This window comes from Streptomyces sp. WAC00040 (assembly GCF_056835925.1).
In genome coordinates, this window is sequence record NZ_JAKQZE010000002.1 from 742,133 (window position 1) to 768,599 (window position 26,467).

At 71.4% G+C, this 26,467-nt stretch carries 26 protein-coding genes, 1 pseudogene and 1 riboswitch; of the genes and pseudogenes, 19 read left to right on the plus strand and 8 right to left on the minus strand.

What is annotated here, in order from left to right:
- Window positions 1–3: 3 nt before the first annotated feature.
- The 7 genes from MDN94_RS22735 to MDN94_RS22765 all read left to right on the plus strand — a co-directional run bounded on the left by MDN94_RS22735 (window position 4) and on the right by MDN94_RS22765 (window position 7,206).
- Complete coding sequence (locus MDN94_RS22735) at window positions 4–1,080, plus strand: polyprenyl synthetase family protein (RefSeq protein ID WP_482728212.1); 1,077 nt, start codon at window positions 4–6, stop codon at window positions 1,078–1,080.
- Between the two features lie 135 nt (window positions 1,081–1,215).
- The gene (gene shc, locus MDN94_RS22740) at window positions 1,216–3,240 is read left to right on the plus strand and encodes a squalene--hopene cyclase (RefSeq protein ID WP_482727723.1); all 2,025 of its coding nucleotides are present in this window, start codon (window positions 1,216–1,218) and stop codon (window positions 3,238–3,240) included.
- On the plus strand, window positions 3,240–3,893 hold the full coding sequence (locus MDN94_RS22745; protein ID WP_482727724.1) for a phosphorylase family protein: 654 nt from the start codon (window positions 3,240–3,242) through the stop codon (window positions 3,891–3,893). Before shc ends, MDN94_RS22745 begins: the two co-directional genes overlap by 1 nt.
- A gap of 5 nt (window positions 3,894–3,898) precedes the next feature.
- Window positions 3,899–4,918: an adenosyl-hopene transferase HpnH gene (gene hpnH / locus MDN94_RS22750; protein WP_356623666.1), complete on the plus strand. Its 1,020-nt coding sequence runs from the start codon at window positions 3,899–3,901 to the stop codon at window positions 4,916–4,918.
- A 44-nt stretch (window positions 4,919–4,962) separates the two neighbouring features.
- On the plus strand, window positions 4,963–6,357 hold the full coding sequence (locus MDN94_RS22755; RefSeq protein ID WP_482727725.1) for an aspartate aminotransferase family protein: 1,395 nt from the start codon (window positions 4,963–4,965) through the stop codon (window positions 6,355–6,357).
- A 66-nt stretch (window positions 6,358–6,423) separates the two neighbouring features.
- The gene (locus tag MDN94_RS22760; protein WP_482727726.1) at window positions 6,424–7,035 is read left to right on the plus strand and encodes a helix-turn-helix domain-containing protein; all 612 of its coding nucleotides are present in this window, start codon (window positions 6,424–6,426) and stop codon (window positions 7,033–7,035) included.
- Window positions 7,036–7,041: 6 nt separating this feature from the next.
- A complete protein-coding gene (locus tag MDN94_RS22765) occupies window positions 7,042–7,206 on the plus strand; it encodes a DUF6126 family protein (RefSeq protein ID WP_441262009.1) in 165 nt (54 codons plus the stop codon).
- Between the two features lie 11 nt (window positions 7,207–7,217).
- Here MDN94_RS22765 and MDN94_RS22770 read toward each other — a convergent pair whose 3' ends face one another.
- Window positions 7,218–8,030 (minus strand): tyrosine-protein phosphatase, encoded by an 813-nt coding sequence (locus MDN94_RS22770; protein WP_482727727.1) that lies wholly within the window; start codon window positions 8,028–8,030, stop codon window positions 7,218–7,220.
- A 269-nt stretch (window positions 8,031–8,299) separates the two neighbouring features.
- On the opposite strand from MDN94_RS22770, the pseudogene MDN94_RS22775 reads away from it, so the two are divergent.
- From MDN94_RS22775 to MDN94_RS22785, 3 genes and pseudogenes are all read left to right on the plus strand, one after another.
- A pseudogene (locus tag MDN94_RS22775) lies at window positions 8,300–8,850 on the plus strand (alpha-galactosidase); the annotation flags it as partial.
- Window positions 8,851–9,367: 517 nt separating this feature from the next.
- Window positions 9,368–9,546, plus strand: a riboswitch (cyclic di-AMP (ydaO/yuaA leader).
- A 2-nt stretch (window positions 9,547–9,548) separates the two neighbouring features.
- The gene (locus MDN94_RS22780) at window positions 9,549–10,484 is read left to right on the plus strand and encodes a M23 family metallopeptidase (RefSeq protein WP_482727728.1); all 936 of its coding nucleotides are present in this window, start codon (window positions 9,549–9,551) and stop codon (window positions 10,482–10,484) included.
- Between the two features lie 168 nt (window positions 10,485–10,652).
- Window positions 10,653–11,444, plus strand: coding sequence for an SGNH/GDSL hydrolase family protein (locus tag MDN94_RS22785; protein ID WP_482727729.1), 792 nt, complete (start codon window positions 10,653–10,655; stop codon window positions 11,442–11,444).
- A 468-nt stretch (window positions 11,445–11,912) separates the two neighbouring features.
- On the opposite strand, the gene MDN94_RS22790 is transcribed toward MDN94_RS22785, so the two are convergent.
- Genes MDN94_RS22790 through MDN94_RS22810 form a run of 5 tightly spaced genes read right to left on the minus strand, consistent with a single transcriptional unit; the run spans window position 11,913 to window position 17,127 of the window.
- Complete coding sequence (locus tag MDN94_RS22790) at window positions 11,913–12,785, minus strand: STM4011 family radical SAM protein (protein WP_482727730.1); 873 nt, start codon at window positions 12,783–12,785, stop codon at window positions 11,913–11,915.
- An 8-nt stretch (window positions 12,786–12,793) separates the two neighbouring features.
- A complete protein-coding gene (locus MDN94_RS22795; protein ID WP_482727731.1) occupies window positions 12,794–14,170 on the minus strand; it encodes an STM4012 family radical SAM protein in 1,377 nt (458 codons plus the stop codon).
- Entirely contained in the window at window positions 14,167–14,973 is an 807-nt protein-coding gene (locus MDN94_RS22800) for an STM4013/SEN3800 family hydrolase (RefSeq protein ID WP_482728213.1), read from the minus strand. Before MDN94_RS22800 ends, MDN94_RS22795 begins: the two co-directional genes overlap by 4 nt.
- Before the next feature lie 52 nt (window positions 14,974–15,025).
- On the minus strand, window positions 15,026–16,171 hold the full coding sequence (locus MDN94_RS22805; protein WP_482727732.1) for an STM4014 family protein: 1,146 nt from the start codon (window positions 16,169–16,171) through the stop codon (window positions 15,026–15,028).
- Window positions 16,168–17,127: an STM4015 family protein gene (locus MDN94_RS22810; RefSeq protein WP_482727733.1), complete on the minus strand. Its 960-nt coding sequence runs from the start codon at window positions 17,125–17,127 to the stop codon at window positions 16,168–16,170. The genes MDN94_RS22805 and MDN94_RS22810 overlap by 4 nt, the downstream gene beginning before the upstream one ends.
- A gap of 185 nt (window positions 17,128–17,312) precedes the next feature.
- Here MDN94_RS22810 and MDN94_RS22815 point away from each other — a divergent pair, with 185 nt between their 5' ends.
- Both MDN94_RS22815 and MDN94_RS22820 read left to right on the plus strand, forming a co-directional pair.
- Window positions 17,313–17,639: a hypothetical protein gene (locus MDN94_RS22815; protein WP_005308854.1), complete on the plus strand. Its 327-nt coding sequence runs from the start codon at window positions 17,313–17,315 to the stop codon at window positions 17,637–17,639.
- 64 nt (window positions 17,640–17,703) lie between these two features.
- A complete protein-coding gene (locus tag MDN94_RS22820) occupies window positions 17,704–18,729 on the plus strand; it encodes a DUF6745 domain-containing protein (RefSeq protein WP_482727734.1) in 1,026 nt (341 codons plus the stop codon).
- Between the two features lie 80 nt (window positions 18,730–18,809).
- On the opposite strand, the gene MDN94_RS22825 is transcribed toward MDN94_RS22820, so the two are convergent.
- Both MDN94_RS22825 and MDN94_RS22830 read right to left on the minus strand, forming a co-directional pair.
- A complete protein-coding gene (locus MDN94_RS22825) occupies window positions 18,810–19,430 on the minus strand; it encodes a TetR/AcrR family transcriptional regulator (RefSeq protein WP_482727735.1) in 621 nt (206 codons plus the stop codon).
- A gap of 90 nt (window positions 19,431–19,520) precedes the next feature.
- On the minus strand, window positions 19,521–20,117 hold the full coding sequence (locus MDN94_RS22830) for a carboxymuconolactone decarboxylase family protein (protein ID WP_482727736.1): 597 nt from the start codon (window positions 20,115–20,117) through the stop codon (window positions 19,521–19,523).
- Between the two features lie 241 nt (window positions 20,118–20,358).
- Here MDN94_RS22830 and MDN94_RS22835 point away from each other — a divergent pair, with 241 nt between their 5' ends.
- The 7 genes from MDN94_RS22835 (at window position 20,359) to MDN94_RS22865 (ending at window position 26,443) form a co-directional block, all read left to right on the plus strand.
- Window positions 20,359–21,588, plus strand: a complete 1,230-nt coding sequence (locus MDN94_RS22835) for an MBL fold metallo-hydrolase (protein WP_482727737.1) — start codon at window positions 20,359–20,361, stop codon at window positions 21,586–21,588.
- Window positions 21,589–21,981: 393 nt separating this feature from the next.
- On the plus strand, window positions 21,982–23,781 hold the full coding sequence (locus MDN94_RS22840) for a sensor histidine kinase (protein WP_482727738.1): 1,800 nt from the start codon (window positions 21,982–21,984) through the stop codon (window positions 23,779–23,781).
- A 7-nt stretch (window positions 23,782–23,788) separates the two neighbouring features.
- Window positions 23,789–24,223, plus strand: coding sequence for a roadblock/LC7 domain-containing protein (locus tag MDN94_RS22845; RefSeq protein WP_482727739.1), 435 nt, complete (start codon window positions 23,789–23,791; stop codon window positions 24,221–24,223).
- Window positions 24,224–24,225: 2 nt separating this feature from the next.
- A complete protein-coding gene (locus MDN94_RS22850) occupies window positions 24,226–24,597 on the plus strand; it encodes a DUF742 domain-containing protein (RefSeq protein ID WP_482727740.1) in 372 nt (123 codons plus the stop codon).
- On the plus strand, window positions 24,575–25,207 hold the full coding sequence (locus MDN94_RS22855) for a GTP-binding protein (protein WP_482727741.1): 633 nt from the start codon (window positions 24,575–24,577) through the stop codon (window positions 25,205–25,207). The genes MDN94_RS22850 and MDN94_RS22855 overlap by 23 nt, the downstream gene beginning before the upstream one ends.
- The gene (locus tag MDN94_RS22860; protein ID WP_482727742.1) at window positions 25,204–25,761 is read left to right on the plus strand and encodes a GAF domain-containing protein; all 558 of its coding nucleotides are present in this window, start codon (window positions 25,204–25,206) and stop codon (window positions 25,759–25,761) included. The genes MDN94_RS22855 and MDN94_RS22860 overlap by 4 nt, the downstream gene beginning before the upstream one ends.
- A 316-nt stretch (window positions 25,762–26,077) precedes the next feature.
- Window positions 26,078–26,443 (plus strand): MmcQ/YjbR family DNA-binding protein, encoded by a 366-nt coding sequence (locus MDN94_RS22865; RefSeq protein WP_482727743.1) that lies wholly within the window; start codon window positions 26,078–26,080, stop codon window positions 26,441–26,443.
- Window positions 26,444–26,467: the final 24 nt, after the last annotated feature.

Here is a 26,467-nt window from a genome sequence, read left to right on the forward strand (position 1 = left end):
ACAGTGCACTCGGCGTACCCGGCTGACGACACCGCGCAGAGCGCGGAGAATGTCGACATCTCCGCGCTGCTGGAGCGGGGACGGACTTTGTCCACGCCGGTGCTGCGCGCCGCCGTGGAGCGGCTCGCGCCGCCCATGGACACCGTCGCCGCCTACCACTTCGGCTGGATCGACGCGCAGGGACGACCGTCGGACGGCGACGGCGGCAAGGCCGTACGCCCGGCGCTGGCGCTGCTGTCCGCGGAGGCGGCGGGCGCAGCGCCCGAGGTCGGCATCCCCGGGGCCGTCGCCGTGGAGCTGGTGCACAACTTCTCGCTCCTGCACGACGATCTGATGGACGGCGACGAACAGCGCCGCCACCGCGACACGGTCTGGAAGGTGCACGGGCCCGCCCTGGCGATCCTGGTAGGCGACGCGCTCTTCGCGCTGGCGAACGAAGTGCTGCTGGAGAGCGGCACCGTGGAGGCCGGGCGGGCCACCCGCCGGCTCACGACCGCGTCCCGCAAGCTCATCGACGGCCAGGCCCAGGACATCTCCTACGAGCACCGCGAGCGGGTCACCGTCGAGGAGTGCCTGGAGATGGAGGGAAACAAGACCGGTGCGCTGCTGGCCTGCGCCGTCTCCATCGGCGCGGTTCTCGGCGGGGCCGACGAGCGGACCGCCGACACGCTGGAGGCGTACGGCCACCACCTCGGTCTGGCCTTCCAGGCCGTCGACGACCTGCTCGGCATCTGGGGCGATCCGGTCGCCACCGGCAAGCAGACCTGGAGCGACCTGCGCCAGCGCAAGAAGTCCCTCCCGGTCGTCGCGGCGCTCGCGGCCGGCGGTCCGGCCTCCGAGCGGCTCGGCGAGCTGCTCGCCGCCGACGCCAAGAGCAGCGACTTCGCCAGCTTCTCCGAGGAGGAGTTCGCCACCCGGGCGGCCCTGATCGAGGAGGCCGGCGGCCGGGAGTGGACCTCCCAGGAGGCCCGCCGTCAGCACGCCGTCGCGATCGAGGCCCTCGACGGTGTCGACATGCCGGAACGGGTCCGCGCCCAGCTCGTCGCGCTCGCGGACTTCGTCGTCGTACGAAAGAGATGATCGCCATCACCATCGCAAGGACCGACCGGAACAACAGCCGCACCATATGAAGCGCGTCGCCGGCCGGTGACGTCATCGTCACCGGCCGACGTCAGACCCCGGCTCAGCAGAGACCACTGCAACGAAGGGGAACCTATGACAGCGACGACCGACGGAAGCAGCGGGCCCGTACGGGCCGGTGCTGCCACTGCCGGCGACACGACCACGACGACCGCCGCCCGGACCACCGCACCGGGCACCGACGTACGGGAAGCGGCCGGACGTGCCGCGGAACGGGCCGTCGAGCATCTGCTCGCGCGGCAGGACGCCCAGGGATGGTGGAAGGGCGACCTCGAGACCAACGTGACCATGGACGCGGAGGACCTGCTGCTGCGGCAGTTCCTCGGCATCCAGGACGCGGCGACCGTGGAGGCATCCGCCCGCTTCATCCGCGGGCAGCAGCGGGACGACGGCACCTGGGCGACCTTCTACGGCGGCCCCGGCGAACTGTCCACCACCATCGAGGCGTACGTCGCCCTGCGGCTGGCGGGCGACCGTCCCGACGACCCGCACATGCAGCGGGCCGCCTCCTGGGTCCGGAGCAGGGGCGGCATCGCGGCGGCCCGGGTCTTCACCCGGATCTGGCTCGCACTGTTCGGCTGGTGGAAGTGGGACGACCTGCCCGAGCTGCCGCCGGAGCTGGTCCTCCTGCCCAAGTGGGTCCCGCTGAACATCTACGACTTCGGCTGCTGGGCGCGGCAGACCATCGTGCCCCTGACCATCGTCTCCGCGAAGCGGCCGGTGCGGCCGGCCCCGTTCGCCCTCGACGAGCTGCACACCGACCCGGCGATGCCCTACCCGCGGAAGCGGTTCGCCCCCGCGGCCAGTTGGGACGGCTTCTTCCAGCGCGCCGACAAGGCGCTGCACCTCTACCACAAGGTGGCGCCCCGCCGGCTGCGCCGGGCGGCCATGAACGTCGCGGCCCGCTGGATCATCGAGCGGCAGGAGAACGACGGCTGCTGGGGCGGCATCCAGCCGCCGGCCGTGTACTCGGTGATCGCCCTGCATCTGCTCGGCTACGACCTCGAGCACCCCGTCATGCGGGTGGGGCTGGAGTCGCTCGACCGCTTCGCCGTCCACCGTGAGGAGGACGGTCTCCCCGTCCGGATGATCGAGGCCTGCCAGTCCCCGGTCTGGGACACCTGCCTCGCCACCATCGCCCTCGCCGACGCCGGTCTGCCCGCCGACCACCCGGCGCTGGTGAAGGCGGCGGACTGGATGCTGAGCGAGCAGGTCGTGCGGCCCGGTGACTGGTCGGTGCGCAGGCCCGGACTCGGGCCCGGAGGTTGGGCGTTCGAGTTCCACAACGACAACTACCCCGACATCGACGACACGGCCGAAGTGGTGCTCGCCCTGCGGCGGGTGAAGCACCCGGACCCGGAGCGGGTCGAGGCGGCGGTGGCCCGCGGCACCCGCTGGAACCTCGGCATGCAGTCACGGAACGGCGCCTGGGGAGCGTTCGACGCCGACAACACCAGCCCTTTCCCGAACCGCTTGCCGTTCTGCGACTTCGGCGAGGTGATCGACCCGCCGTCGGCGGACGTCACCGCGCACGTCGTCGAGATGCTCGCCCACGAGGGCATGGCAGAGGACCCGCGCACCCGGCGCGGCGTGCGGTGGCTGCTGCAGGAACAGGAGCCGAGCGGCGCCTGGTTCGGCCGCTGGGGAGTCAACTACGTGTACGGCACGGGGGCGGTGGTGCCCGCCCTGATCGCAGCCGGGCTGCCCGCTTCCCACCCGGCGGTCCGCCGGGCGGTCACCTGGCTCGAGTCCATCCAGAACGAGGACGGCGGCTGGGGCGAGGATCTGCGCTCCTATCGGGAGGAGCAGTCGATCGGCCGCGGCGCCTCCACGGCCTCCCAGACCGGCTGGGCGCTGCTCGCCCTGCTGGCGGCCGGTGAGCGGGAGAGCAAGGCCGTCGAGCGGGGTGTCGCCTGGCTGGCACGGACCCAGCGGCCGGACGGCTCATGGGACGAGCCGTACTTCACGGGCACCGGCTTCCCCTGGGACTTCTCGATCAACTACCACCTGTACCGGCAGGTCTTCCCTCTCACCGCGCTCGGCCGCTTCCTGCACGGGGAACCGCCGGTGGGCCGTGCGGCCGCCCGTGAGGAGGGTTGATGGGGGAGGCGCAGGAGCCGGTCGTCCCGGCCGTTCCGCTGCTGATCGCCTGTGCGCTCGGCATCGAGAAGTTCGCGCTGCGCGCCGGTGACCGGCGCCGCGGCGGGAGCGGCGCGACCGTCCTGCGTACCGGCATGGGGCCGGCCAACGCCGGCCGTGCCGTGCGCGCCGCGTGCGGCACCGAGCCGTTCCGGGAGGCGGCGGTCGTGGCGTCCGGCTTCTGCGCGGGGCTCGCCCCGGGTATGCACCCGGGAGACCTCGTGGTCGTCGAGGAGGCCCGGCTCGGCGGTGTCTCCACCTCGTGCACAGACACGGACCTGCTGATGAAGGCCGTGGCAAGGGCGGTCCCCGGGCGCACGGTGCACCGGGGCCCGCTGACCGGCGTGGACCATGTCGTGCGCGGCCACGAGCGTGCGGAGCTGCTCGCGGCGGGAGCGATCGCGGCGGACATGGAGTCGGCGGCGACCCTGAACAGCGCCATGGAGACCGGGCCGCGTCCCGTTGCGGCCGTCCGGGTGGTCGTGGACGCCCCGGAACATGAACTGGTGCGGATCGGCACACTCCGCGGTGGAATATCAGCCTTCCGTGTCCTTCGTGCCGTAATGCCCGCATTTCTTGAATGGCACCGTTCTTTGCTGCTCCCCAGGAGGTGAGCCAGATGGCCATGCCGCTCCGCCAGACCGTCAGGGTCGGGACCTATCTCTTCGAACAGAAGCTCCGCAAGCGCGACAAGTTCCCTCTGATCGTCGAACTCGAGCCGCTCTACGCGTGCAACCTCGCGTGCGAGGGCTGCGGCAAGATCCAGCACCCCGCCGGGGTGCTCAAGCAGCGGATGCCGGTGGCGCAGGCGGTCGGCGCGGTGCTGGAGTCCGGTGCTCCGATGGTCTCCATCGCCGGGGGTGAGCCGCTGATGCACCCCCAGATCGACGAGATCGTGCGTCAGCTGGTGGCCCGCCGGAAGTACGTGTTCCTCTGCACCAACGCCGTTCTGCTGCGCAAGAAGATCGAGAAGTTCACGCCCTCCCGTTACTTCGCCTTTGCCGTGCACATCGACGGACTGCGGGAGCGGCACGACGAATCGGTCGCCAAGGAGGGCGTGTTCGACGAGGCGGTCGCGGCGATCAAGGAAGCCAAGCGCCGCGGCTTCAGGGTCACCACCAACTCGACCTTCTTCAACACCGACACCCCGCAAACGGTCATCGAGGTGCTGAACTACCTCAACGACGACCTCAAGGTCGACGAGATGATGATCTCGCCCGCCTATGCCTACGAGAAGGCGCCAGACCAGGAGCACTTCCTCGGCGTCGAGCAGACCAGGGAGCTGTTCCGGAAGGCCTTCGCCGGCGGCAACCGGCGGCGCTGGAGGCTCAACCACTCCCCGCTCTTCCTGGACTTCCTCGAGGGCAGGGCCGACTTCCCCTGCACCGCGTGGGCGATCCCCAACTACTCCCTCTTCGGCTGGCAGCGCCCCTGCTACCTCATGAGCGACGGCTACGTCCCCACCTACCGCGAACTCGTCGAGGACACGGACTGGGACAAGTACGGCCGCGGCAAGGACCCCCGCTGCGCCAACTGCATGGCCCACTGCGGCTACGAGCCCACCGCGGTCCTGGCCACCATGGGATCGCTCAAGGAATCGCTGCGGGCAGCCCGCGAGACGGTCTCCGGGAGCCGGTGACCGGCATGTGACCGACCGACACTCTGGACCAGGAGAGCCGAGGAATGACCGAGCGGCCCAAGAGCTTCGATCTGGCGGAACTGCTGGCGCGGCGCGGTGACGAGCGCTACGAGCTGCACGCCCGGTACCTCAACCACCAACTGCCGCGCATGCTGCGCACCATCGGGTTCGACAAGGTCTACGACCGGGCGGAGGGGGCCTACTTCTACGACACCGAGGGCAACGACTACCTCGACATGCTCGCCGGTTTCGGGGTGATGGGCCTCGGCCGGCACCACCCCGTCGTGAACAAGGCGCTGCACGACGTCATCGACGCCTCGCTCGCCGACCTCGTCCGGTTCGACTGCCAGCCGCTGCCCGGACTGCTGGCGGAGAAGCTGCTCGAGCACACGCCGCACCTGGACCGGGTGTTCTTCGGCAACAGCGGGGCGGAGGCCGTCGAAGCGGCGCTGAAGTTCGCCAGGTACGTCACCGGCCGGCCCAGGGTCCTGTACTGCACGCACGCCTTCCACGGGCTGACGACCGGCGCGCTGTCGGTCAACGGCGAGAACGGGTTCCGCGACGGCTTCTCCCCGCTGCTGCCGGACACCGCCATCGCGATGGGCGATCTCGGCGCACTGGAGCGCGAGCTGGTGCGCGGCGACGTGGCCGCCTTCATCGTCGAACCGGTCCAGGGGAAGGGCGTCCATCCGACACCCCCCGGATTCCTGCGGGGTGCCCAGGAACTGCTGCACAAGTACAAGGCGCTGCTGATCGCGGACGAGGTGCAGACGGGCCTCGGGCGTACCGGCGACTTCTACGCCTTCCAGTACGAGGCGGGTGTCGAGCCGGATCTCGTCTGCGTGGCGAAGGCGCTGTCCGGCGGTTATGTGCCCGTCGGCGCCACCCTCGGCAGGGACTGGATCTTCAAGAAGGTCTACTCGTCGATGGACCGGGTCCTGGTGCACTCGGCGAGCTTCGGTTCCAACGCCCAGGCGATGGCGGCGGGGCTGGCCGTGCTGTCGGTGCTGGAGAACGAGCACATCGTGAAGAACGCACGGGTGACGGGCGAGCTGCTGCGGGCCCGCCTGGCGTCGCTCGTCGACCGGTACGAGCTGCTGCACGCCGTGCGCGGCCGGGGGCTGATGATCGGCATCGAGTTCGGGCGGCCGGAGTCGATCAAGCTGCGCAGTCGCTGGACGGTGCTCCAGGCGGCCCGGAAGGGACTGTTCGCGCAGATGGTGGTGGTGCCGCTGCTCCAGCGGCACAGGATCCTCACCCAGGTCTCCGGGGACCACACGGAAGTGATCAAGCTGATCCCGCCGCTGATCATCGGGGAGAAGGAGGTAGACCGTTTCGTCGGCGCGTTCGAGGCCGTGATGGAGGACGCGCACGGCGGTGGCGGTCTGATGTGGGACTTCGGCAAGACCTTGATGAAGCAGGCGGTCGCCAACCGCTGAGCCGGACTTTTGCCTGCGAGGCAAAGCGATTTGCCTCGCAGGCAATACTCTGGCCCAATGAGAGGCATGACCGCCTCCACAGAGCCGACGGACGAGGTGCTGCCCGAGATGGCGCCCCGGCTGCGCGACCTGCGCCACCGCCGTGGACTCACCCTCGAGGTCGCCGCACAGCGGGCGGGCCTCTCGCCCGCCCATCTCTCCCGGCTCGAGACGGGGCAGCGGCAGCCCTCGCTGCCGATGCTCCTCGCCCTCGCCCGCATCTACGGTACGACGGTCGCCGAACTGCTCGGTGAGCAGCCCGCCGAACGCGATCCGGTCATCCGTGGCCGCGACCGCGACCGCGACCGCGAGCCGGCCGCGGCCGGCTGGGACTACCACCGGGCCGGCAACCCGGGGCGGGCCATGCAGGCCCTGCGCGTGTTCGTGCCGTACGGCGTGCAGGGCGACCTCGTACGGGTCCACCCCGGCGAGGAATGGCTCCACGTCGTCCGCGGGCGGCTGCGGCTCGGCCTCGGGGACGCCGTACACGAGCTGGCCGCCGGTGACAGTGCGCACTTCGACTCGCTCACCCCGCACCGCATCGCGGCGGCCGGCCCCGAGGGGGCGGAAATGCTGTTCGTGCACACGCTGCTGCAGGCCCCGGAACCGCACCCCCTCCCTGACCACCGAGGAATGTGATCCCGCATGTCGTACGACCCGTTGGACAGGCGCACCTCCGGTGGCGAGAGCCCGCGCGAGGAGCGGTTCCCGCGCGGACTGGTGATCAGGCTCTTCGCCTACCTCATCGCCGGCCACATCATCGCCGGGTTCCTCTACCTGCTGTTCCTGGTGGGCGGCCAGAACCAGTGACGGGCGAGGGCTCAGCCCTCGTCGAGCAGCCGTTCCCGCAGACGTTCACGCGTCTGCGGGGACAGCCGCAGACCCTCGGTGAGGTACCGCTCCGTCGTGCCCCAGTTCTCCTCGATCGCCTCGAAGGCCGCGGCCAGGTACTCGGCGCGGGCGTCGAAGAGCGGGCCGAGCAGCTCCATCACCTCGGGTGACATGGCGTCAGGTCCGTTGCCGCTGCGCCGGACCTTGTAACGGCGGTGCGGGTCGTTGGACTTGAGGTAGTCCGCCTCGATGGCGTCGCGCTCCACGCCGACGGCGAGCAGTGACACCGCTATCGACAGGCCGGCGCGGTCCTTGCCCGCGGCGCAATGCATCAGGGCGGGGACGCTGTCATCGGCCAGGGCGTGCAGCACGCGGCTGTGCTCCGCCGTTCGCTCCTTGATGATCATCCGGTAGGAGGCGATCATTCGGCCGGCGCCCTTGCCGTCCGCGAGGATCGACTTCAGCTGGTCCAGGTTCCCGTCCCGGACCATTTTCCAGAACTCCGCGCCGTCCGCGGGGTCGCTCAGCGGCAGGTTCACGTTGCGCACCCCGGGCAGGTCGATGTCCGGCCCCTCGAGCTTCTGGTCCGCCGCGTTGCGGAAGTCGAAGATCGTGTGGAGGCCGAGGGTCGACAGGAACGCGGCGTCGGTCGCCGTCGCGTGTGCCAGGTGCCCGCTGCGGAAGAGCCTGCCGGACCGCACCCGCCGCCCGTCCGTCGTCGGCAGGCCGCCCACGTCCCGGAAGTTACGGACCCCGGTCAGCTCGGGCTCTGTAGAGGGGACCTGCGGCAGCTGCTGCGTCACGGGGACTCCTTCGGAGGACAGTCGCCGGCGCTGTTCGCCGGGCGATGGCGCGGCCTCGACCATACGACACGCGCCCATCGGCCGATCGTCCTGGCCGTCCCGCACGGGTGTCGGCGTGCCCTGTGCGCCGTTGCCGCCGCGGGCCGCCCGGCGGACGATGTGCGGGCCCGTGCGGACCTGTGAGTATCCGAGGGGCCAGATGATCGAGAACGTCGGCAAGGGGCACACCTGGGTCCTCTTCGGCTCCACGAGCAGCTACACCCTCCGCCCTCACCCGCACCGACCAGGTGTGGACATCGGACAACACCGACCCGCTGGACCGGCTCGCCGTCCAGGACGGCTTCAGTCGGCTGCGCCCGGCCCGGGTCGTGGCGGCACGGGTCACCGACAGCCCGGGCGTCCAGCTCAACGGTCGCCGCAGCAGTCTGCGCTTTTGGTTCGTGAGCGCCATGGCGGGCTTGCTGGACGTCGGGGGGACCTCTCGGCCTGGAGCGAGGCGGAGCCGGCGGAGGCGCGTGACCGGGTCCGGCTCTACAAGGAGATCAGGCCGCTGGTCCAGCACGGCGAGCTGTACCGGCTGCGGGCCCGCAGGGCGGTCTCGGCGCCGTGCAGTGCGTACGGGGCGAGGAGGCGGTGGTGCTCGCGCTGCTCCAGCCCCAGCGCTACGGCGAGCGCCCGCCGGCGCTCCGGCTGCGCGGTGTGGAGGCGACGGCGGCCTACGTGTGTGCGCCGGAGCGGTCCGCCCTCGCGGGGTGCTGCTTGACCACGGAATTCACACCGGGCTGAGGGCGATTTCGACGCCACCGTGATCCGGCTCCGGGGCGGATGTGATCCACCGGTTCCAATTCGCCTTACGCGTAAGCGGGCAGGGGAATTGCAAAAGGGGGTCGGTCGGCCAGTTGCGCGGAAACCGGCGGAGCGCGGGAGGCGCGGGGGAGGCGATGGGAGGGAGCCCCCGGTCCGGGGAGCCGGAAGTGACAGGTGCCACGGCTTCAGCCGCCGGACGGCGAAGTGGGGCAAGAGTGGCGGGATTTGATGGGCAAGTGCGGGACTAGGTGGCTAAATGATCCTTCTGTCCGAATTGGATGGTTGCGTATAACGTGCCCCGTAAGAAGGGGAGATGGGCCCCGGCCCGTGAGCAGCGTCATATCCGTGACGTTCTGTGGCCGCGGCGCTGATGTGAATTCCTTGGTCGGCAAGGCGATTGGCCGCCCTTTGTCGACGGAGGGTGACCGGGAATCGGTGCGGGCGAGGCGCCGGTCATTGATCGTGGAAAATCGTGGCTTGTCCCACGCTGCCCGACTCGCCTACGGTCACGCTCAATCCGGACGGACCGCCTAATCCTGCCGCCGACCGGAATTCGAACCTATCCACGCGTGGCAGGAGCGGGGGACCCAGGTAGTACGCCGTATCCGGACAATCCGGACGGCTTGGGGTGAAGTCGCATGAAGTGTGCGACCGGGCATCTCCAGCCCGAACCCGACAGCTCACCTCGCAGGCGCCGGAGAGGAATGCGCCATGCCCGCGAAGGGTAAGCACCGCCGTCCCAAGACCAACCCGATCACCCGCGGCTTCGTCGTCGCCGGTACGGGTGGCGCCGCCATCGCGCTCCCGCTGTTCGGCGCCACCACGGCCAATGCCGCCCCGGCCGCGACCCCGGCCGCAGCGGAGAAGACCGCCGCCGCGGCCCCTGCCTCCGCGACCGCGGCGGCGCCGACCGCCAAGAAGGCCCCCAAGACCTACACGGTCGTCGCCGGGGACTACCTGTCGAAGATCGCCGACGAGCAGGACGTCCGCGGCGGCTGGAAGCAGCTCTTCAACGACAACCGCCGTGTCATCGGTGCCGACCCGTCGCTGATCCACCCTGGTCTGGAGCTGACGATCGGCGCGAAGAACAAGGCTACGAACGACCCGGAGCCCCGCTCCGAGTCCCCGACCCGCCCGTCGCGCGACGACTCGCGGTCCGCCGCGCCGGAGGCCGAGGCCCCCAAGGCCGAGGCGCCGAAGGCCGCGGCCCCCGCCAAGAAGGCCGCGAGCACTGCGTCCGGCTCCGGCTTCAGTGCCCCCGTCGACGCGGGCGTCACCACCCCGTACCGGGCCTCCGGTGCCATGTGGTCCAGCGGCTACCACACCGGTGTCGACTTCGCCGCCCCCACCGGCAGTTCCGTCAAGGCCATCGGCGCGGGTACCGTCGTCTCCGCCGGCTGGGGCGGGGCATACGGCAACGAGGTCGTCATCCAGCACACGGACGGCACCTACTCCCAGTACGCCCACCTCTCCTCGCTCGCCGTCTCCAGCGGGCAGTCGGTGACCGGTGGTCAGCAGATCGGACTGTCGGGTTCGACCGGCAACTCCTCAGGTCCCCACCTGCACTTCGAGGTCCGCACCGGACCCTCGTACGGTTCGGACATCGACCCGCTGGCCTACCTGCGCGAGCACGGCGTCTCCCTCTGAGTCGTCCGGTCGCGCCGGTCCACCGGTGAGTCCCCGTTCCGCATCATGCGGAGCGGGGGCTTCCGCGTATTCCGCCCGGCCGGAATTTGACGGGTGGTAAAGATCACGGCGCGTCAACCCCGCCTTACGGTCGCGTAGGTCACATCAGTAAAGGAAAGATGTGCTCCCGTGGCAGACGATTCGAGAACAGAGAACAGTGGCGTATTCGGGTCGTACGCGGCGATCGGTGACAGCTTCACCGAGGGCGTGGGGGACCCGGGGCCCGACGGGAGATTCGTCGGATGGGCGGACCGGTTCGCCGTCCTGCTCGCCGACCGGATGCCGGAGCACTCCTTCCGGTACGCCAACCTCGCCGTACGCGGCCGCCTCCTCGATCAGATCGTCGAGGAGCAGGTGCCCAGGGCGCGCGAGCTCGCGCCGGACCTGGTGACCTTCTGCGCCGGCGGCAACGACATCATCCGGCCCGGCTCCGACCCCGACGACGTCGCGGAACGTTTCGAACGCGCGGTGGCCGACCTCGCCGGCTCGGTCGGCACCGTCATGGTGACCACCGGCTTCGACACCCGGGACGTGCCGGTCCTGCGGCATCTGCGCGGCAAGATCGCCACGTACACCGCCCACGTACGGGCCATCGCCGACCGCTACGGGTGCCCCGTACTGGACCTGTGGTCGCTCAAGTCCGTCCAGGACCGGCGCGCTTGGGACGCCGACCGGCTCCACCTGTCACCCGAGGGGCACACCAGGGTCGCGCTGCGCGCCGCTCAGGTCCTCGGGATCGAGGTGCCCGCCGACCCCGACCAGCAGTGGCCGCCGCTGCCCCCGCGAGGGACGCTCGAGGTGCGCCGGGACGACATCCAGTGGGCGCGCGAGTATCTGGTGCCCTGGATCGGGCGGCGACTCCGCGGCGAGAGCTCCGGCGATCATGTGGAGGCCAAGCGCCCCGACCTGCTGCCGCTCTGAGACGCAAGGCGGTCCGGTGCCCGGACCGCCGAGGCGGCGCCGGTGTGGCGGACCGCCCGGCAACAGCCGGACTTCCGCACCGCCCAGGACAACGTCGGCGGCCCACGCCCCTGGCCCGGCCCTGCTGGCCCCTGGTCGCCGTCGCCACCCTCGCTTTCACCGACATCGGCCGTCCCGGGCGTGCCGCGCGCCCACTGGGGGGAGGGCCCGTGCGGCCGGTCGCCAGGTGCGGCAGCGCGAGCACCGCCGTGGCACCGGCCGTCGTGAACCCGGCCGCCCAGGCGCGTAGCAACGTCTCGTGCGGGTCCCGACGGCGTGACGTCCGGGACCGCACGGGACGGGAGCATCAACGCTTCATGAGGGCGAAGACTCCCCAGCCCTGCGCATGCCGGTGCGATGCGGGCGCCCCCACCTCGCCGGCAGCGACGGACCCGACGAAACCCGTCTGCCCACGGGTCGGCGCGCTTCCTAGGCGAGGGCGGACGGGACCGCTGGGGGAATGCGCGACGGGATCCGTTCGAGGACTCCGCCGGCGAAGGCGTCGTACAGCGGCAGCGTCTCCAGGTGGACGTACCCGATGTGGCAGTCGCACACGGCGAGGGGGCAGGCGCGGGGGCGCAGCGCGCGGCGGTACGAGCCGTCGTAGAGATTGCCGAGCTCGGCGCGGACGAAGTGGCAGCGGCGCACGGTCCCCTCGCCGTCCACCGAGACGACACTCTCGCCCGTGCGGCACGGCAGCCCCGCGGAGCGGTGCGGGTGACGGCTGTAGGGGAAGAGCGGGTCCAGTTCCGTCCAGGCCTGTGCCTCCGCCTCGGAGAGCTCGCGTCCCTCGGGCGCGTTCACCCACAGATAGATGTGGCCGGGCAGGTCGGCGCGGAGTCTGCGCGCCTCCTCCAGATGGCCCGGGAAGCCGACGATGCCCACGCTGAAACGGATCTCCCGCCGTATCAGGTCCCTGCATTTGTCGATGAACCGGTCGTAAGGCGTCTGACCGGGGTGAAAGGTGCACCACAGGGCGAGGGTCTCCGGGCACGCCTTCGCCAGCCAGTCCGTCCGGCAGCTCAGGTTCGTCTGGATCGCGACCCGGCGGATGTGCGGCAGGTGCGACAACTCCGTCAGGGTCCGGCGGTACCAGGAACGGACCAGCCCCTCGCCCCACGGCGTGAACAGGACCGACAGCCGGTCCCCGGTCTGCCCTGCGGCCCACCTGGAGAAGCGCTCCAGCGCGGCACGGTCCGCGCGCAGCTGCTCCGGGCTGTCGCGGCGCTTCGCGAACGGACAATAGGGGCAGTCGTAGTCGCACGACGACAGCGGGCCCCGGTACAGCACGGTCAGATCCATGGAGCCGCTCACTTCAGCTCGTACGAGGCCATGGCCGCCCGGACCGCGGGCGAGAACAGCTCGGGGCCCAGGGCGTCGGAATGGGCGAGCCCTTCGGGCGACAGCCTCAACCGGCCGGGCGCGGCGGCCGCGTCGAGCCAGCCGCGGGAGGCGAACCGCTCCAGCTCCGCCGGGAAATGGCCGGCGGGAGCCGCGCCGAACCGCTCGCGGTAGCCGGCCACGTCCATCCCCTCGGCCTGGAGCAGCGACTGCAGAAGGTGCCGGCGGCGCGCCTCGTCCTCGTCGACCCGCCGGCCCACCTCCGCCCGGGAGAAGTCCTCCGTCGCCGCGAAGTCGTCGATGATGCGGCGGATCTGACCCATGTCGACGGCGTAGTCGAAGGAGTAGTGGAGGGACGACGTGTAGGAGCGGGCGCCACAGCCCAGCCCGATCATGCCGTCCGTCTGGCAGGCATGGTCGTCGGAGGCCGACGGCGGCGCGCCCGCGCGGCGGAACATACGCATGGACACCTGCTCGTACCCGCGGGCGAGAAGATGGTCGCGGCCCGCGCGGTACAGACGCAGACGCTGCTCGTCCCAGGCAGCGTCACCCGCCGCCCCCAGCCGGCCCAGACCGGTCAGCGGGCGCACATACAGCGGGTAGAGATACAGCTCCTCCGGCTCCCAGCCGAGGGCGGCGTCGAGCGACGAGAGCCACGTTCGTTCGGTCTGACCGTCGATGCCGTAGATCAGGTCGATGTTGAGGACGGGGATCCGTGCGTCCCGTATCCGGCCGAGCGCGGCCTCCACGTCGGCACGGCGCTGAGGCCGCACCGCGGCCCTCACCTCCGCGTCGACGAAACTCTGCACGCCGATGCTGACCCTGGTCGTGCCGCGTTCGGCGAGCACGGCCAGCCGGTCCGCGGTCGCCGTGGCCGGCGACGTCTCCACCGACAGCGGCACCGCGCTCAGGTCGGCGCCCATCCGCTTCTCGGCGATGTCGCAGAGCCGCTCCAGTTCCCCGGCCGTCAGGAACGTCGGCGTACCGCCGCCGAACGCGGCTGCCGTGAAACGCACCGGGGCGCCGTCCCCGAGGGCCTCGCGCACGGCGACCGCTTGCCGGTCGAGGGCGTCCAGGTAACGCCCGGTCAGCTCGTCAGGGGCGCCGATCCTGGTGAACAGGTTGCAGAAACCGCACCGGACCTCACAGAACGGGATGTGCAGATAGAGGGACAGAGAGTCCTTGGATTCCGGTGCCCACAGTTCACGCAGCGCCGGCCGGTCCTCAAGGGGCCGGTAGGCCGTCTTGTGCGGATAGGCGTAGACGTAGCTCTGGTAGGGGCGCGGAGAGCCGGGGCCGGCGGGGGCCGCGGGGGCTGTCACGGGGGTCGACGCGCGGGTGCTCATGCTGAGGCCTCGAGGAAGAAGTGGGCGTAGGGGACGGTCCAGACGGCCTCGTGGCCGAGGCGGTGACCGATGAAACCGCCGTCGCCGTACGCGGTGCCGTGGTCGGAGCAGACGATCGCGAAGCACTGCCGACGGCTGCTCGCGGCGGCGAACAGCCGCCCGATGTGACGGTCGACGTACTCGAGCGCGGCGGCGTGCGTCTCCCGGGAGTCACCGTCGGCCCGGGTCGCTCCCGGCAGATGGAACCAGTTGGGCTGGTGCAGGGAGGGCACGTTGACGAACAGGAACAGCCTGCGCTCGCGCGGCAGCGAGGCCACGACCTGCTCGGCCCGCTCCACCTGCGCCTCGAAGGACGTGGGAGAGGCGACCGAGAACGAGGGCTCCCAGTGGCTCTCCTGGAACATCCCCGGCAGCACGGATCCGAGCGGCCCCTGCTTGTTGAAGAAACCGACACCGCCGATGCACACGGTCCGGTAGCCGGCCCCGGCCAGGGCGGAGACGAGGTCGGGGGTGTCGAAGACGAACGTGCGTCCGGCGGTGGTCTCACTGCCGGCGAAACGGGCGGCGAACAGCCTCGGATGGGGCCCCTGCTCGGCCGGCGTGGGCAGGAACCCCGCGAACATCGCCTGATGGGAGGCGTACGTGAAACTGCCCGGGGCGTGCCGCTTCTCCCAGACGCCGTCCGGGAGATGACGGGCCAGGTTCGGGAGCCGCCCGGCGGCAGCCAGTTCGGCGGCGACGTCGAAACGCAGGGTGTCGAGCGTGACGAGGAGCAGGTCGTCCCGCCCCACGACCTCGTTCATGTCGGGGGTGCCGGTCGGGGCCGGCACCTCCTGGCCGCGTCCGGTGGTGATGTCAGGGTGTCGCACGTCGGTGGTTCCTCGTCCCGCGTAGTACGGCGGCGACCTGCGCCGCATAAGTGTCCTGGCCCTCCGCGCCGCTGCCGGGCATCCCGGTGAGCCCCGGCAGCAGATCCCCGAAGGCGTTGACCTCTCCGACGGCGAACCGCCGCCATCCGGTCGCCGGCAGCAGGTCGACCCCGACGCGGGAGACACCGGGAAAGCAGGCAGCGGCCCGCTCACAGACCGCCAGGGTCGCGGCCCAACTGCCGCCCGCCGCCTCCGTCGAGGCACGGGCCTCGGCGAGGTCGCCGCGCACGCCGCCCAGGTGAAGATTGGTCATGGGCGATCGGCTGGTCCGCACCACCGCGTGGGTGGCGCGGCCTGCGACCACCACCACCCGCAGATCGGCGACCCGGCCGTGCTGCGAGGCCTTCGGCAGCCAGCGCTCGATGTGCAGGCCGTCCGGAGCGAGCGCGTCGACCAGCGCGGACACCTCGCGCTCGGAGCCGTAGCGCCGCACTCGCAGGGAGTTGAACAGACGGCCCTCCGCGTCCCGCTCGACCGACGTGGTGGCCTGCACCCGTCCACCGCCCGCCGTCTCCAGGGCCATCACACCGGACGCGGACGAGCCGTGCGCCGGCTTGACGAATACCCGCCGCATGCCGGTCGCCGCCAGCAGCGAACGCACATCTTCCCAGCCGCGCACCGGCGGCGCGGCCGCTCCCGAGGTCGGCGACCCGGGCACCGCCACGCCCGCCGTGAGCAGCGCCGCATGACACAGCCGCTTGTCGAACAGCACGGCGAGCTCCGACGGATCGTCGAGCAGCCGTGCCCCGCCCGCCTCCGCCCGGACCGCGATGTCGCGTACGGCAGCGGTGAACCGCTCGTACCACAGAGCCGAACCCTCCACGCGGGTCGGATCGTCCACGCCGCGCAGCGCCCGCTCCACCTCGCGGTCCTCGCCCGGGGAGTCGATCCGCACCAGCTCGCCCGGACGGAACTCCGCCCGGCCGCGCAGTACGTCGAGCCAGGGCACCACCCGCGCGGCGGGCGCTCCCGCCGCACACAGCGCGTCCTGGAAGAGCGCGACACGCCGGTTGGCCGGATTGCCGACGACCGCGAGAGGAGGACCGGACGGACGGCGGGAGGAGCCGGTCACTCGGCGACGGCCGTGTATCGGTCTTCCCTGTCGCCGGACCCGTTGCCCTCCGACTCGGAGACGTCGAGCTCCACCCCGGCAGGCACCAGGGCGTCGGACAGGCGCTGCACCATCGCCTCGCTCATGAAGTGGTGATGCAGATCGAGCTTCTTGAGGTGAGTCAGCGGCTGGCCGTTCAACAGTGCCTCCGCACCGTCGTCGCCCAGGGTGCCCATCGACAGGTCCAGCATCTCCAGTCGCGCCACGACCGGAGCGCCGGCGAGCGCCACCGCGATCTCGTCCTGTATCTCGCTGTTGCGCAGTGCCAGAGACCGCAGCCTCGGCAGCCTCGTCCCCGACAGGAACGGCTCCAGGTCCGACACGTCCGCGTTCGCGCCGTACCACGACGTGCCGAGCCACAGGTCGAGATTCTCCAGCGCCGGCAGGTCGCTCGCCGCGATCCCGCGGACCACGGCCACGTCCAGACCGCCGCTCTCCACGACCAGGGTCTCCAGCCGCTCGTGCTTGACCGCAGGGAACACCAGATCCTGGCCGCCGCGCACACCGAAGTGCTCGAGCTGCGGGAAGCCGTCGAGTAGCCGGGTCACCTCACCCTGGTTGATCCAGGAGATCTCGCACTCCTCGAACGTGATGTCGCCGATGAACAGCCCGCGCAGCCGCGGCAGTTTCTCCGTCGCGCCGAGCAGCGCCGAGATGACCTCGCCGGGACCGGAGTCGTACGCGTCGCTCCACGAGCCGACGATCAGCGCGCGCACCCGGGTCGTGTCCACCGTCGCGGCGAAGCGGGCGAACGCCTCCTCCCACTCCTCCTCGCTCTCGTAGGAGTCGACGGAGATCCGCCAGGCCACATCTTCAGGCGCCGGCAGCACGGTCCCGGACGTGGCCTGTGCCCCGGAGTCGGGGAAGTCGAACGCGGGCAGGCCGTACCACTCCTGCAGATGGTCCGAGATGGTCATGACAGGCTCCAGACACCGGTGAGGCTTGATCGGCTGACGTGTGAGCAGTTCTACCAAGGGCCACTGACACCCCCGCCCGCGGGGCGGCCGGAGTCGGCGGCGGCGCCGGACGCCGTTGTCAGACCCGCCCCTTAACGTCGGGAACAGGTCGGACGCAGCGGGCGGCCGGCGGGAAGGGGAGAGCCATGTACCGGCAGGGGGACGTCCTGATCGTGTCCGTCGCGGAGCACGCCGTGCCACCGCACGTCACCGACGCTCCGGGCGAGCCACGGGACGCACGCGGCCGGATGGTGCTCGCCCTCGGCGAGGTCACGGGCCACGCCCACGCGGTCACGGGCCCCGGCCGACTGGTGCGCGAGCCCGGGCCGTTCGGACCGATGCTCCTTCACCTCCCGGAAGGCGGCCGGGTGGTGCACGAGGAGCACGCGGCTATACCGCTGCCGAAGGGGTGGTACCGGGTCGTGCGCCAGCGGGAGTACCTGCCGGGCGCGGTGCGGATCGTCGCCGACTGAGCCGCTGCGGGCGGCGGGCGGCGGAGCACGACGGACAGAACGACGACAGGGGACGGGACTTCACATGCAGTATGCGGACAAGTGGCGGGCGATCGCGGCGGCGACAGGACCGGCGGACCGGGCCGCCGCGGAGGAGGGCGTGCGGCTCGCCTACGGTGCGGCGGGGCTCGTCGCACCCGACCGGATCGTCTGGGCGGACTCGCCCCTCTCGGGTGTGACCGCCCTCCAAGGACTTCAGGACCCGGGGCGCTCCGTGCGCGACGAGGTGCGCACCCGCCCCTGGGCCGACGAACGGCGGCGTGTCCACGACGAGTTGGGCCCCGGCGGCTGGACCGCGCTGTGGAGCGGCACCGGAGCGCTCCTGTGGGACAGCACCCGAGCCCTGGCCGACCGCATACGCGCCGGCATAGTGGACGCGCTGTTCGAGAAGGCGCCGGAGCACGCCGTCGACCGTGCCGCGGAGGAGACGAGGATCAGGGGCGTCCTGCTCGACGCCGTCCTCGGTCAGCACGACGCGGCATGGCTCGCCGCCTTCGACGGCCGAAGCGACCGGCTGACGGGCCTGGCCCGGGTCGCGGAGCACGCCGGCTGGTGGTGGCCCTTCGAGAACGCCGTCGTCATCTGCGAACGGCCCTCCCGGCTGCACCGCGACGAGGCCGGCCGGCTCGACAACGGCGAAGGCCCCGCGCTCGTCTTCCCGGACGGATTCGCGCTCCACGCATGGCGCGGCATGCCCGTGCCCGCCGAGTTCCTCCGCGAACTCACGGCCCTGACCCCGGAACGGATACGAGACGAGGAGAACGCGGAACTGCGCCGCGTGATGCTCGAGTACTACGGCTACGACCGGTACCTGGCGGAGTCCGGCGCCGAGCCCGTGCACCGCGACGAGGCCGGCATCCTGTGGCGGATCGCGCTCGCGAACGACGAGGACGTGGTGATGGTCGAGGTGGTCAACTCCACTCCGGAGCCCGACGGCTCGCACCGGACGTACTGGCTGCGCGTGCCGCCCGCGACGCGCACGGCGAAGGAGGGCGTCGCTTGGACGTTCGGGCTGGACGCCGCCGTCTACGAACCGGTGCGGCAGACCTGAGCCGTGCCGCCGCCGTGACCGTCCCGGCCCGTCGTCACCGCTTGGCTCCGTCGTCACGGTCGTGGGCGGGAGCAGGGGACTCAGCGCGCCGTGGCCGTCAGCTCGGCGTGGTCGATGCCCAGCTCACGGGCGAGGGCCTCGTCGGTCCACTGGAGCATCGCCGCCCGGGACAGCGAGCCGGCGTACGACGTCATCTGGACGGCCAGCCCGTCGAGGAACGCCGTCAGCCGCCAGGCCGCCGCCGCCGGGTCCTCGCAGGGGAACTCGCCGGCGGCCGCGCCCTCGGCTATGACCTCCGTCAGGGCGGACTTCCACTGCTGGTCCAGGGCGCGGGACACGTCCCGCAGGGCCGGTTCCCGCAGCGAGACCGCCCAGGCGTCGATCCACAGGCGCCAGCCCTTCGCCTGCCCGGTGGGGGCGTACCAGCGCACCGCCGTACGCAGCCGGCGCAGCGCGGTGGTGCGCCGGCCGAGAAGCCTGCGGAGATGGGCCAGATCCGCGTCGGCGGCGTAGGTGAAGGCGGCGGCCACCAGCTTCTCCTTGGTGGAGAAGTGGTAGAGCACCAGGGCGCTGCTCACCCCGAGCGCGTCGGCGACGTCGGCGATCCGTACGGCTGCCACGCCACGAGCCTCGATCTGCTCGACGGCGGCGCCGAGGATCTCCTCGCGCCTCTCCGGGACGCTCAACCGAACTCTGGCCACGGCGTCACAGTACACAGCTGATCTTGGATGAAGTCCAGCCCTGTACAGGACCGTCCTCAGGTGGCCACGGTGCCGCGGCGACCCCGGGCGTCAGCCGGCCGGGACCTCCCCGGCGGCGACCCTGGCCTCGGCCTGTTCCCGCGCCGGGATCTCGCAGTGGTCCTTGAAGCCCTGGCTGGTCAGGCCGAGCGCGGTGTTCATCCGCGACCGCAGGTTCTCCACCGCCACAATCGCCGTGAGCTCCACGAACGCCGCCTCACCCAGCACGGCGACCAGCCGCCCGGCGAGATCGTCGTCGATCTCCGGCGGATTGGCCGTCATGGCCTCCGCGAACTCCATGACGTCCCGTTCCAGCGGGGTGTACGCGTCGCTCTCCCGCCACATGGGCACATCACGCACCTTGCGGGCGTCCATCCCGCGCTGCCTGTTCTCCCAGTGTCCGAAGTCCATGCACCAGCTGCAGCCGATCGAGGCGGCGGAGGCCATCACCGCCAGCGCCTTGAGATCCGCGTCCAGCTTGTTCCACCTGCCCACCGCCATCTCGAAGCGCAGATCGGCCCGGAGAACCCTGGGGTTGTGCCCCAGCGCGCGGACCGGGTCGAGGATCTTGCCGTAGACGCGCTTCGAGTACCACTGGGCCGCACGCAGGAAGAGTGAGCGGTGCGGGTCGAGGGAAATACGGGCCATGACGTGCTCCTCGTGGGGAAAGCCGTTTGCTGTCACCGCTACGACGGAACACACGCACGGAAACGTGACACGGACCGGCACCAGCCGCAGGAGCGCCGTTCAGGAACACCGGCACCCCGGCAGGCGTTGGCCGGTCATGACGGATTGGCTGGTCGCCGACCGGGTCAGGGCGGCCTCACAGTCCACTGCTTCCCGCCTTTAAGCCCACATAATGGAATGACCCCGAGCATCAGGAGGTGCCGTGTCCGGCGCTGGTTCCCCCCACTCGCTGAGGTCCCGGCTGCGCTCACTGAGGCCTGCCGCCTTCGGGGCCGACCCGGCCGGCGAGCGCCTGGCGCGCATCCGGAGCTCGCCGAACTTCGCCGACGGCGTCTTCCAGAATCCCGCAGGGACGCGCACAAGGCCGTCCAGCGGCTCCATGGTGGAGTTCGCCAGGACGTACTTCGCCAAGGAGGCGAGGACACACCGCGTACCGGCCCGCCCCGTGCCGCTGCACACGACCACCGCCACAGATCTCACCAGGCCCGCCGCCTCGGGACTCCGGCTCACCTGGATGGGGCATTCCAGCGTCCTCACCGAGATCGACGGCCGCCGGATTCTCTTCGACCCGGTCTGGGGAGAGAGGTGCTCCCCCTTCACCTTCGCCGGGCCCAAGCGCCTGCACCCGGTGCCCGCGCCGCTCGCCGCCCTCGGCAGCGTCGACGTCGTCGTGATCTCCCACGACCACTACGACCACCTCGACCTGCCCACGGTCCGCGCCCTGGCTTCCACCGACACCCTTTTCGCCGTTCCGCTCGGCGTCGGCGCCCACCTCGAACGCTGGGGCGTGTCCCCCGACCGTCTGCGCGAGCTCGACTGGAACGAGACCACGGAGATCGGCGGCATCCGGCTGACCGCGACCCCGGCACGCCACTTCTGCGGCCGCGGCCTGCGCAACCAGCAGCACACCCTCTGGGCGTCCTGGGCCGTCGCCGGCCCCGAACACCGGATCTACCACAGCGGCGACACCGGGTACTTCACCGGCTTCCGGGACATCGGCGCCGAGCACGGGCCGTTCGACGCGACGATGATCCAGATCGGCGCGTACTCCGAGTACTGGCCCGACATCCACATGACCCCGGCGGAGGGCATGCGGGCCCACCTCGACCTGCAGGGCGGGACACCGGCCGGTGTGATGCTGCCGATCCACTGGGGCACGTTCAACCTGGCGCCGCACCCGTGGGCGGAGCCCGGCGAGGGCACCGTCGCTGCCGCGGCGAAGGCGGGAGCGCGCATCGCGCTGCCGCGCCCGGGGGAGCCGTTCGAACCCACGGCCGAGACCGTGCCGTCCGTGCCGTGGTGGCGCGGTGTGGCCACCGTGCCGGCGGAAGGCTGGTCGGCGGTCACGGCGACCGCGGAGGCGACGGCAGCGAAGCCGGCGCGAGACGCGGCGCCGGAGTCGGGCTCACCGGAGACGGCGCCGACGGCTTGACGGGCGTGGGGCGGCACAGCGTCTGCCGGCGGGTTTGTTCCCCACCCCGCCCCTTCCCGTAACCGGGGCAGGCCCCGGACCCGTACCGCGCTCCGCGCGGTGCCCGCGAGCGCCGGACGGGCTGGATTTCGCTCTGCGAATCCAGCCCGTCGGCTTTTCAGGCGCAGCGGCCCTCGCGCTCACCTTCGGTCTTTCGTGCGAGCCCTCATACCAGAGCGCGACCCATAGCGGGCAACTTTCACAACAGCTCGGTCCACCCTCACCACCGGCGACTACCGTGTGTTGCCAGTGATCAACGGTGGGCTCTCATCCGCGTGCCCGGGTTCCGCCGTGGAGTCATGTCGATCAATCGCAGTACGCCGATCCCTGGGGCCCCACGTACCGAGGACGCTGATGTCTCAACTACGCGCACCAGCCGCGCGGTCCGACCGTCGAGAGGGCGGGCGGCACGGCAGGCCAGGCGCCCGCTCACTGTCATCCGCGGGCCGGACGTCCTCCGGCAGAACGCCTTCCGGCAGGACCGCGTCCGCGCCGGAAGCCCGCATACGACCCCAACTACTGCGCACCGCCGTCCTGCCGGCCCTGGTCGCCGCCCTCAGTGGTGCGACCGCCGTGGTCATGACGCTGCGCGCCGCCGCTCCTGGACCGTCCGCCGGTCTGTGGGTCGCGCTGAGCGCCATGGCCGCGCTCGCCGTGGCCGCCGTGGCGGTCGCCGCGCGTGGCGCCGACCGGGTCGCCTCGTCCGTGCTCGCCCGGTGTTCCGAGCTGCGCCGCAACACCGCCCGGGCCCAGGAGGAACTGCGCACCGTCGTCGACGGACTCAGGCGCGGCGAGGGACCGCCGCCCCGCCGTACCCCCGAGCAAGGACCTACGGGAGGGGACGAGTTCGACCTGCTCGCCCACGATCTGCTCCGCTCGCACGACGCCGCGCTGGCGGCCGTGGTGCAGGCGTCCCGGCTCTCCAGCAGCGTGGGCAACGAACAGAAGGTCGAGGTCTTCGTCAACCTGGCCCGTAGGCTGCAGTCCCTGGTGCACCGTGAGATCCAGCTGCTCGACGAGCTGGAGAACGAGGTCGAGGACCCGGAGCTGCTCAAGGGCCTCTTCCACGTCGACCACCTGGCCACCCGCATCCGCCGGCACGCGGAGAACCTCGCCGTCCTCGGCGGCGCCATCGCCCGGCGGCAGTGGTCCCACCCGGTCACCTTGACGGAAGTGCTGAGGTCCGCCATCGCCGAGGTGGAGCAGTACCCGAGGGTCAAACTGGTGCCGCCCATCGCCGGCACGCTGCGCGGCCATGCCGTCGCCGACGTGATCCATCTCCTGGCCGAACTGGTCGAGAACGCCACGCTGTTCTCCGCCCCGCACACCCAGGTCCTGCTGCGCGCCCAGCACGTCACGGCCGGGCTCGCCGTGGAGGTCGAGGACCGCGGGCTCGGCATGCCGCCCCAGGAGCAGGACAAGATGAACGCCCTGCTCGCCGACCCCGACCAGGTCAACGTCGCCAATCTGCTCCAGGACGGCAGGATCGGCCTGTTCGTCGTGTCCGCGCTGGCCCGCAGGCATGGCATCGCCGTGCGGCTCCAGACGAACATCTACGGCGGCGTCCAGGCCGTGCTCGTACTGCCGCAGAACCTCCTCGGGACCGACCACGACGGCGCGGCCGACCACGGGACGGCGACAACGCCCCCGCCCGCCCCGCACCTGAACGGGCCCCGCGTCGCGGCCACGTCGCCGTCGCTGCCGCAGTCGGTGCTCTCCGGACAGGCCAGGCCGGTGCCGGCGCAACGGGAGCCGGCCACGGCCGTCGGGGCGGACGCGCCCCTGCCCGTGCGCGGGGAGCGCGGCGAACGGCGCATGCCGGGCGCCGGTCACTTCGGCGACGGCCACCACCAGGTCCCGCCCGGGCCCCCCGCCGGACCGGGCCCCGACGTGGCGGAGCCGCCGGACCGACCGGTGGTCCGCGGCACGATGGGCCGCCCCCAGCTGCCCAGGCGCCGCATTCAGGAGCACCTCGTCCCGCAGCTGAGGGACGCCCCCGCGCCACGCAGGGACGACGAAGAGGCCCTGCACGACCCGGGTCTGATGGCAGCCTTCCAGCGGGGCATCGGCCTCGCGGAGAACGAGCCGGAACGGGCGGCACGGCTGTCCGGACAGCCGGACCCCCAGCGCGACGAACCCACCATCAAGGAGTAGATGCACCATGGCGAGCGATGTGCCGACCGGCCATGTCCCGGACCTCGACTGGTTGTTGAGCGGTCTGGTCCAGCGTGTGCCGTACACCCGCAACGCGGTGCTGCTCTCCTCCGACGGCCTCGTGAAATCGGTGCACGGTCTGGACCACGACAGCGCCGACCACATGGCGGCCCTCGCCTCAGGCCTGTACTCGCTGGGCCGCAGCGCCGGAGCGCGTTTCGGCGACGGTGGCGAAGTACGCCAGGTCGTGGTCGAGCTCGATTCCACGCTGCTGTTCGTCTCCACCGCCGGCTCCGGGACCGCTCTCGCCGTCCTCGCGGGCCGGGAGGCCGACGCCGCCGTGCTCGGCTACGAGATGGCGATGCTGGTCAAGAGCGTGCGGCCCTATCTGGTGACGCCCGTCAGACAGCCCGCCGGAGCACCGGGCGCCGTGAGGCAGTGATCATGCCCTCGCCCATGGACGGGCCGCTCCTCGACGACGCGGCGGGCCGGCTGATCCGCCCGTACACGGTGAGCGGCGGACGTACCCGTCCGACGGCCGCGCTGGACCTGCTCTCCATGGTGATGGCCACGGGCACCGCGCCGCAGGCGCATCTCGGTCCCGAGCACACCACGGCGCTCGGCCTGTGCCACGGTCCGACGTCGGTCGCCGAGATCTCCGCGCACTTACGGTTGCCGGCCGTCGTGACCAAGGTGCTGCTGTCCGACCTGGTGGACTGCGGCGCCGTCACGGCCCGGGCGCCGCGCAGCCATGACATACCCACGGACCGTTCACTGCTGGAGGCGGTGCTCGATGGCCTACGACGACGGCTCTGACACCCGCGTCGCCGGGAGCGGTGACCAGTTCCCCACCGCGCTCAAGATCCTCGTCGCGGGCGGGTTCGGGGTGGGCAAGACGACCTTCGTCGGAGCGGTCAGCGAGATCGAACCGCTCAGCACGGAGGAACTGCTCACCCAGGTGGGCGCGGCGACCGACAGTCTGGAGGGCGTCGAGTCGAAGACGACCACGACGGTCGCCATGGACTTCGGCCGGATGACGCTGGACGAGCACCATGTGCTCTACCTCTTCGGAACGCCGGGACAAGAGCGCTTCTGGTTCATGTGGGACGAACTGTCGGAGGGCGCCCTCGGCGCCGTCGTGCTCGCCGACACCCGCAGGCTCGAGGATTCGTTCTCCGCCGTCGACTTCTTCGAGCGGCGCGGTATCGGATTCGTCGTGGCCGTCAACGAGTTCGACGGTGCCTACCGCTACGACCCGCAGGAGGTGCGGACCGCGATCGACCTGAAGCCGGAGGTACCGGTCGTGCTGTGCGATGCGCGCATCGCCAGTTCGGGCATCGGGACGCTGGTGACCCTCGTCCAGCACCTGCTCACCACAACCGTCGTCGTGCCGGGCCCGGCACCGAGCCATGGAGCACCGACATGACGTACAGCCCCACCGGCCGTCTGCTGCTCACCCCGGTGGACCCCGAGGCACCCGCACGGGTCCGGCGGCTGCGCCGGCTCGGGCTCGGGGAACACCCGGACGCGGCGTTCGACGACTTCGCCCGCAAGCTCGCCGGGGTGACCGGAGCTCCGTACTCCATGGTCAACTTCATCGACGAGAACCGGCAGTTCTTCGCGGGGCTGCACGCCCCGTCCGGCACTCACGGCGGCGGCGAGCAGGGCCGCGCGGAGGTGGGCCGGTTCATGGCGCGCGACCACGGGTACTGCCCGCATGTGGTCGTGCGCCGCAAGGCGCTCGTGCTGGAGGACGTCTGCGACTACCCGCGCTTCGCGGGGAATCCGGTCGTCGACGAGATCGGCATCCGCTCGTACCTGGGCGCGCCGCTGATCGACCGTACGGGCATCGCGCTGGGCACCGTCTGCGTGGTGGACACCGAGCCGAGGCGATGGGGCCGGGAAGGTCTGGAGACCATCAAGTCACTCGCGACGGACCTGGTCCAGCAGATCCACCGTCGGGAGGACGGCGGAATCTGAGGCGACGCCCACGGGCCTCGGTACGGCGTGATCCATGGCGTCGCGGGATGTGCGGACCCGCCGCATGACGACGGCAACGGTTTCGCCGGCAGGTGGGTCCGGTGGTGGTCAGCGGTCCGGCGCGCCGAGGTGCCGAATCGGTGCATCCGGTGTTCGACGGATCCGCGGGGGAGCCGCTGTACGTCCCCGCCCGGAGCGGTGTCCGAGTATGCCGGACGGCGTGGGTTCAGCCGTCGCGAGGGGTCAATGGGGCGGAAGTGTGCGGTGCGGCGCGGCAGTTGGGCCACTGTCGGTGGCGGCGCTTACGGTGGTTGCCGTGGCCACAGCCGACGACGTACGCAGGATCGCGCTCGCGCTCCCGGGAGCGATCGAGAAGCTCGCCTGGGGCATGCCCACCTTCCGGCTGGAGCCCCGCGGCCGGATCTTCGCCTCACTGGCCGACGACGACCGGGTCATGGGCGTGAAGTGCCCGAAGGAGGAACGCGCCGAGCTGATCGCCGCAGAGCCCGCCAAGTTCTTCCTGCGCGAGGGCCACGACGACCACTACGCCTGGCTGCGGGTGCGGCTCGAAGCGCTGGACGAAGAGGAGGAGCTGTACGCGATCCTGGTCGACTCATGGCGCCAGGCGGCACCGCGCAAACTGCTCGACGCACATCCGGAGCTGGCGCCGCCGGGGCCCTGACGGGGAGCCCGGCGGTCGGGCCGG

What these genes read in the sequence shown, in the direction of transcription:
- MDN94_RS22815 (WP_005308854.1), top strand. Translation starts at nt 17,313, where the DNA reads ATGTACCGGCAGGGGGACGTCCTGATCGTGTCCGTCGCGGAGCACGCC.
- MDN94_RS22780 (WP_482727728.1), top strand. Translation starts at nt 9,549, where the DNA reads ATGCCCGCGAAGGGTAAGCACCGCCGTCCCAAGACCAACCCGATCACC.
- shc (WP_482727723.1), top strand. Translation starts at nt 1,216, where the DNA reads ATGACAGCGACGACCGACGGAAGCAGCGGGCCCGTACGGGCCGGTGCT.
- MDN94_RS22830 (WP_482727736.1), bottom strand. Translation starts at nt 20,117, where the DNA reads ATGGCCCGTATTTCCCTCGACCCGCACCGCTCACTCTTCCTGCGTGCG.
- MDN94_RS22820 (WP_482727734.1), top strand. Translation starts at nt 17,704, where the DNA reads ATGCAGTATGCGGACAAGTGGCGGGCGATCGCGGCGGCGACAGGACCG.
- MDN94_RS22810 (WP_482727733.1), bottom strand. Translation starts at nt 17,127, where the DNA reads ATGACCATCTCGGACCATCTGCAGGAGTGGTACGGCCTGCCCGCGTTC.
- MDN94_RS22800 (WP_482728213.1), bottom strand. Translation starts at nt 14,973, where the DNA reads ATGAACGAGGTCGTGGGGCGGGACGACCTGCTCCTCGTCACGCTCGAC.
- MDN94_RS22755 (WP_482727725.1), top strand. Translation starts at nt 4,963, where the DNA reads ATGACCGAGCGGCCCAAGAGCTTCGATCTGGCGGAACTGCTGGCGCGG.
- MDN94_RS22795 (WP_482727731.1), bottom strand. Translation starts at nt 14,170, where the DNA reads ATGAGCACCCGCGCGTCGACCCCCGTGACAGCCCCCGCGGCCCCCGCC.
- MDN94_RS22790 (WP_482727730.1), bottom strand. Translation starts at nt 12,785, where the DNA reads ATGGATCTGACCGTGCTGTACCGGGGCCCGCTGTCGTCGTGCGACTAC.
- MDN94_RS22840 (WP_482727738.1), top strand. Translation starts at nt 21,982, where the DNA reads ATGTCTCAACTACGCGCACCAGCCGCGCGGTCCGACCGTCGAGAGGGC.
- MDN94_RS22845 (WP_482727739.1), top strand. Translation starts at nt 23,789, where the DNA reads ATGGCGAGCGATGTGCCGACCGGCCATGTCCCGGACCTCGACTGGTTG.
- MDN94_RS22760 (WP_482727726.1), top strand. Translation starts at nt 6,424, where the DNA reads ATGACCGCCTCCACAGAGCCGACGGACGAGGTGCTGCCCGAGATGGCG.
- MDN94_RS22860 (WP_482727742.1), top strand. Translation starts at nt 25,204, where the DNA reads ATGACGTACAGCCCCACCGGCCGTCTGCTGCTCACCCCGGTGGACCCC.
- MDN94_RS22745 (WP_482727724.1), top strand. Translation starts at nt 3,240, where the DNA reads ATGGGGGAGGCGCAGGAGCCGGTCGTCCCGGCCGTTCCGCTGCTGATC.
- MDN94_RS22855 (WP_482727741.1), top strand. Translation starts at nt 24,575, where the DNA reads ATGGCCTACGACGACGGCTCTGACACCCGCGTCGCCGGGAGCGGTGAC.
- hpnH (WP_356623666.1), top strand. Translation starts at nt 3,899, where the DNA reads ATGGCCATGCCGCTCCGCCAGACCGTCAGGGTCGGGACCTATCTCTTC.
- MDN94_RS22850 (WP_482727740.1), top strand. Translation starts at nt 24,226, where the DNA reads ATGCCCTCGCCCATGGACGGGCCGCTCCTCGACGACGCGGCGGGCCGG.
- MDN94_RS22765 (WP_441262009.1), top strand. Translation starts at nt 7,042, where the DNA reads ATGTCGTACGACCCGTTGGACAGGCGCACCTCCGGTGGCGAGAGCCCG.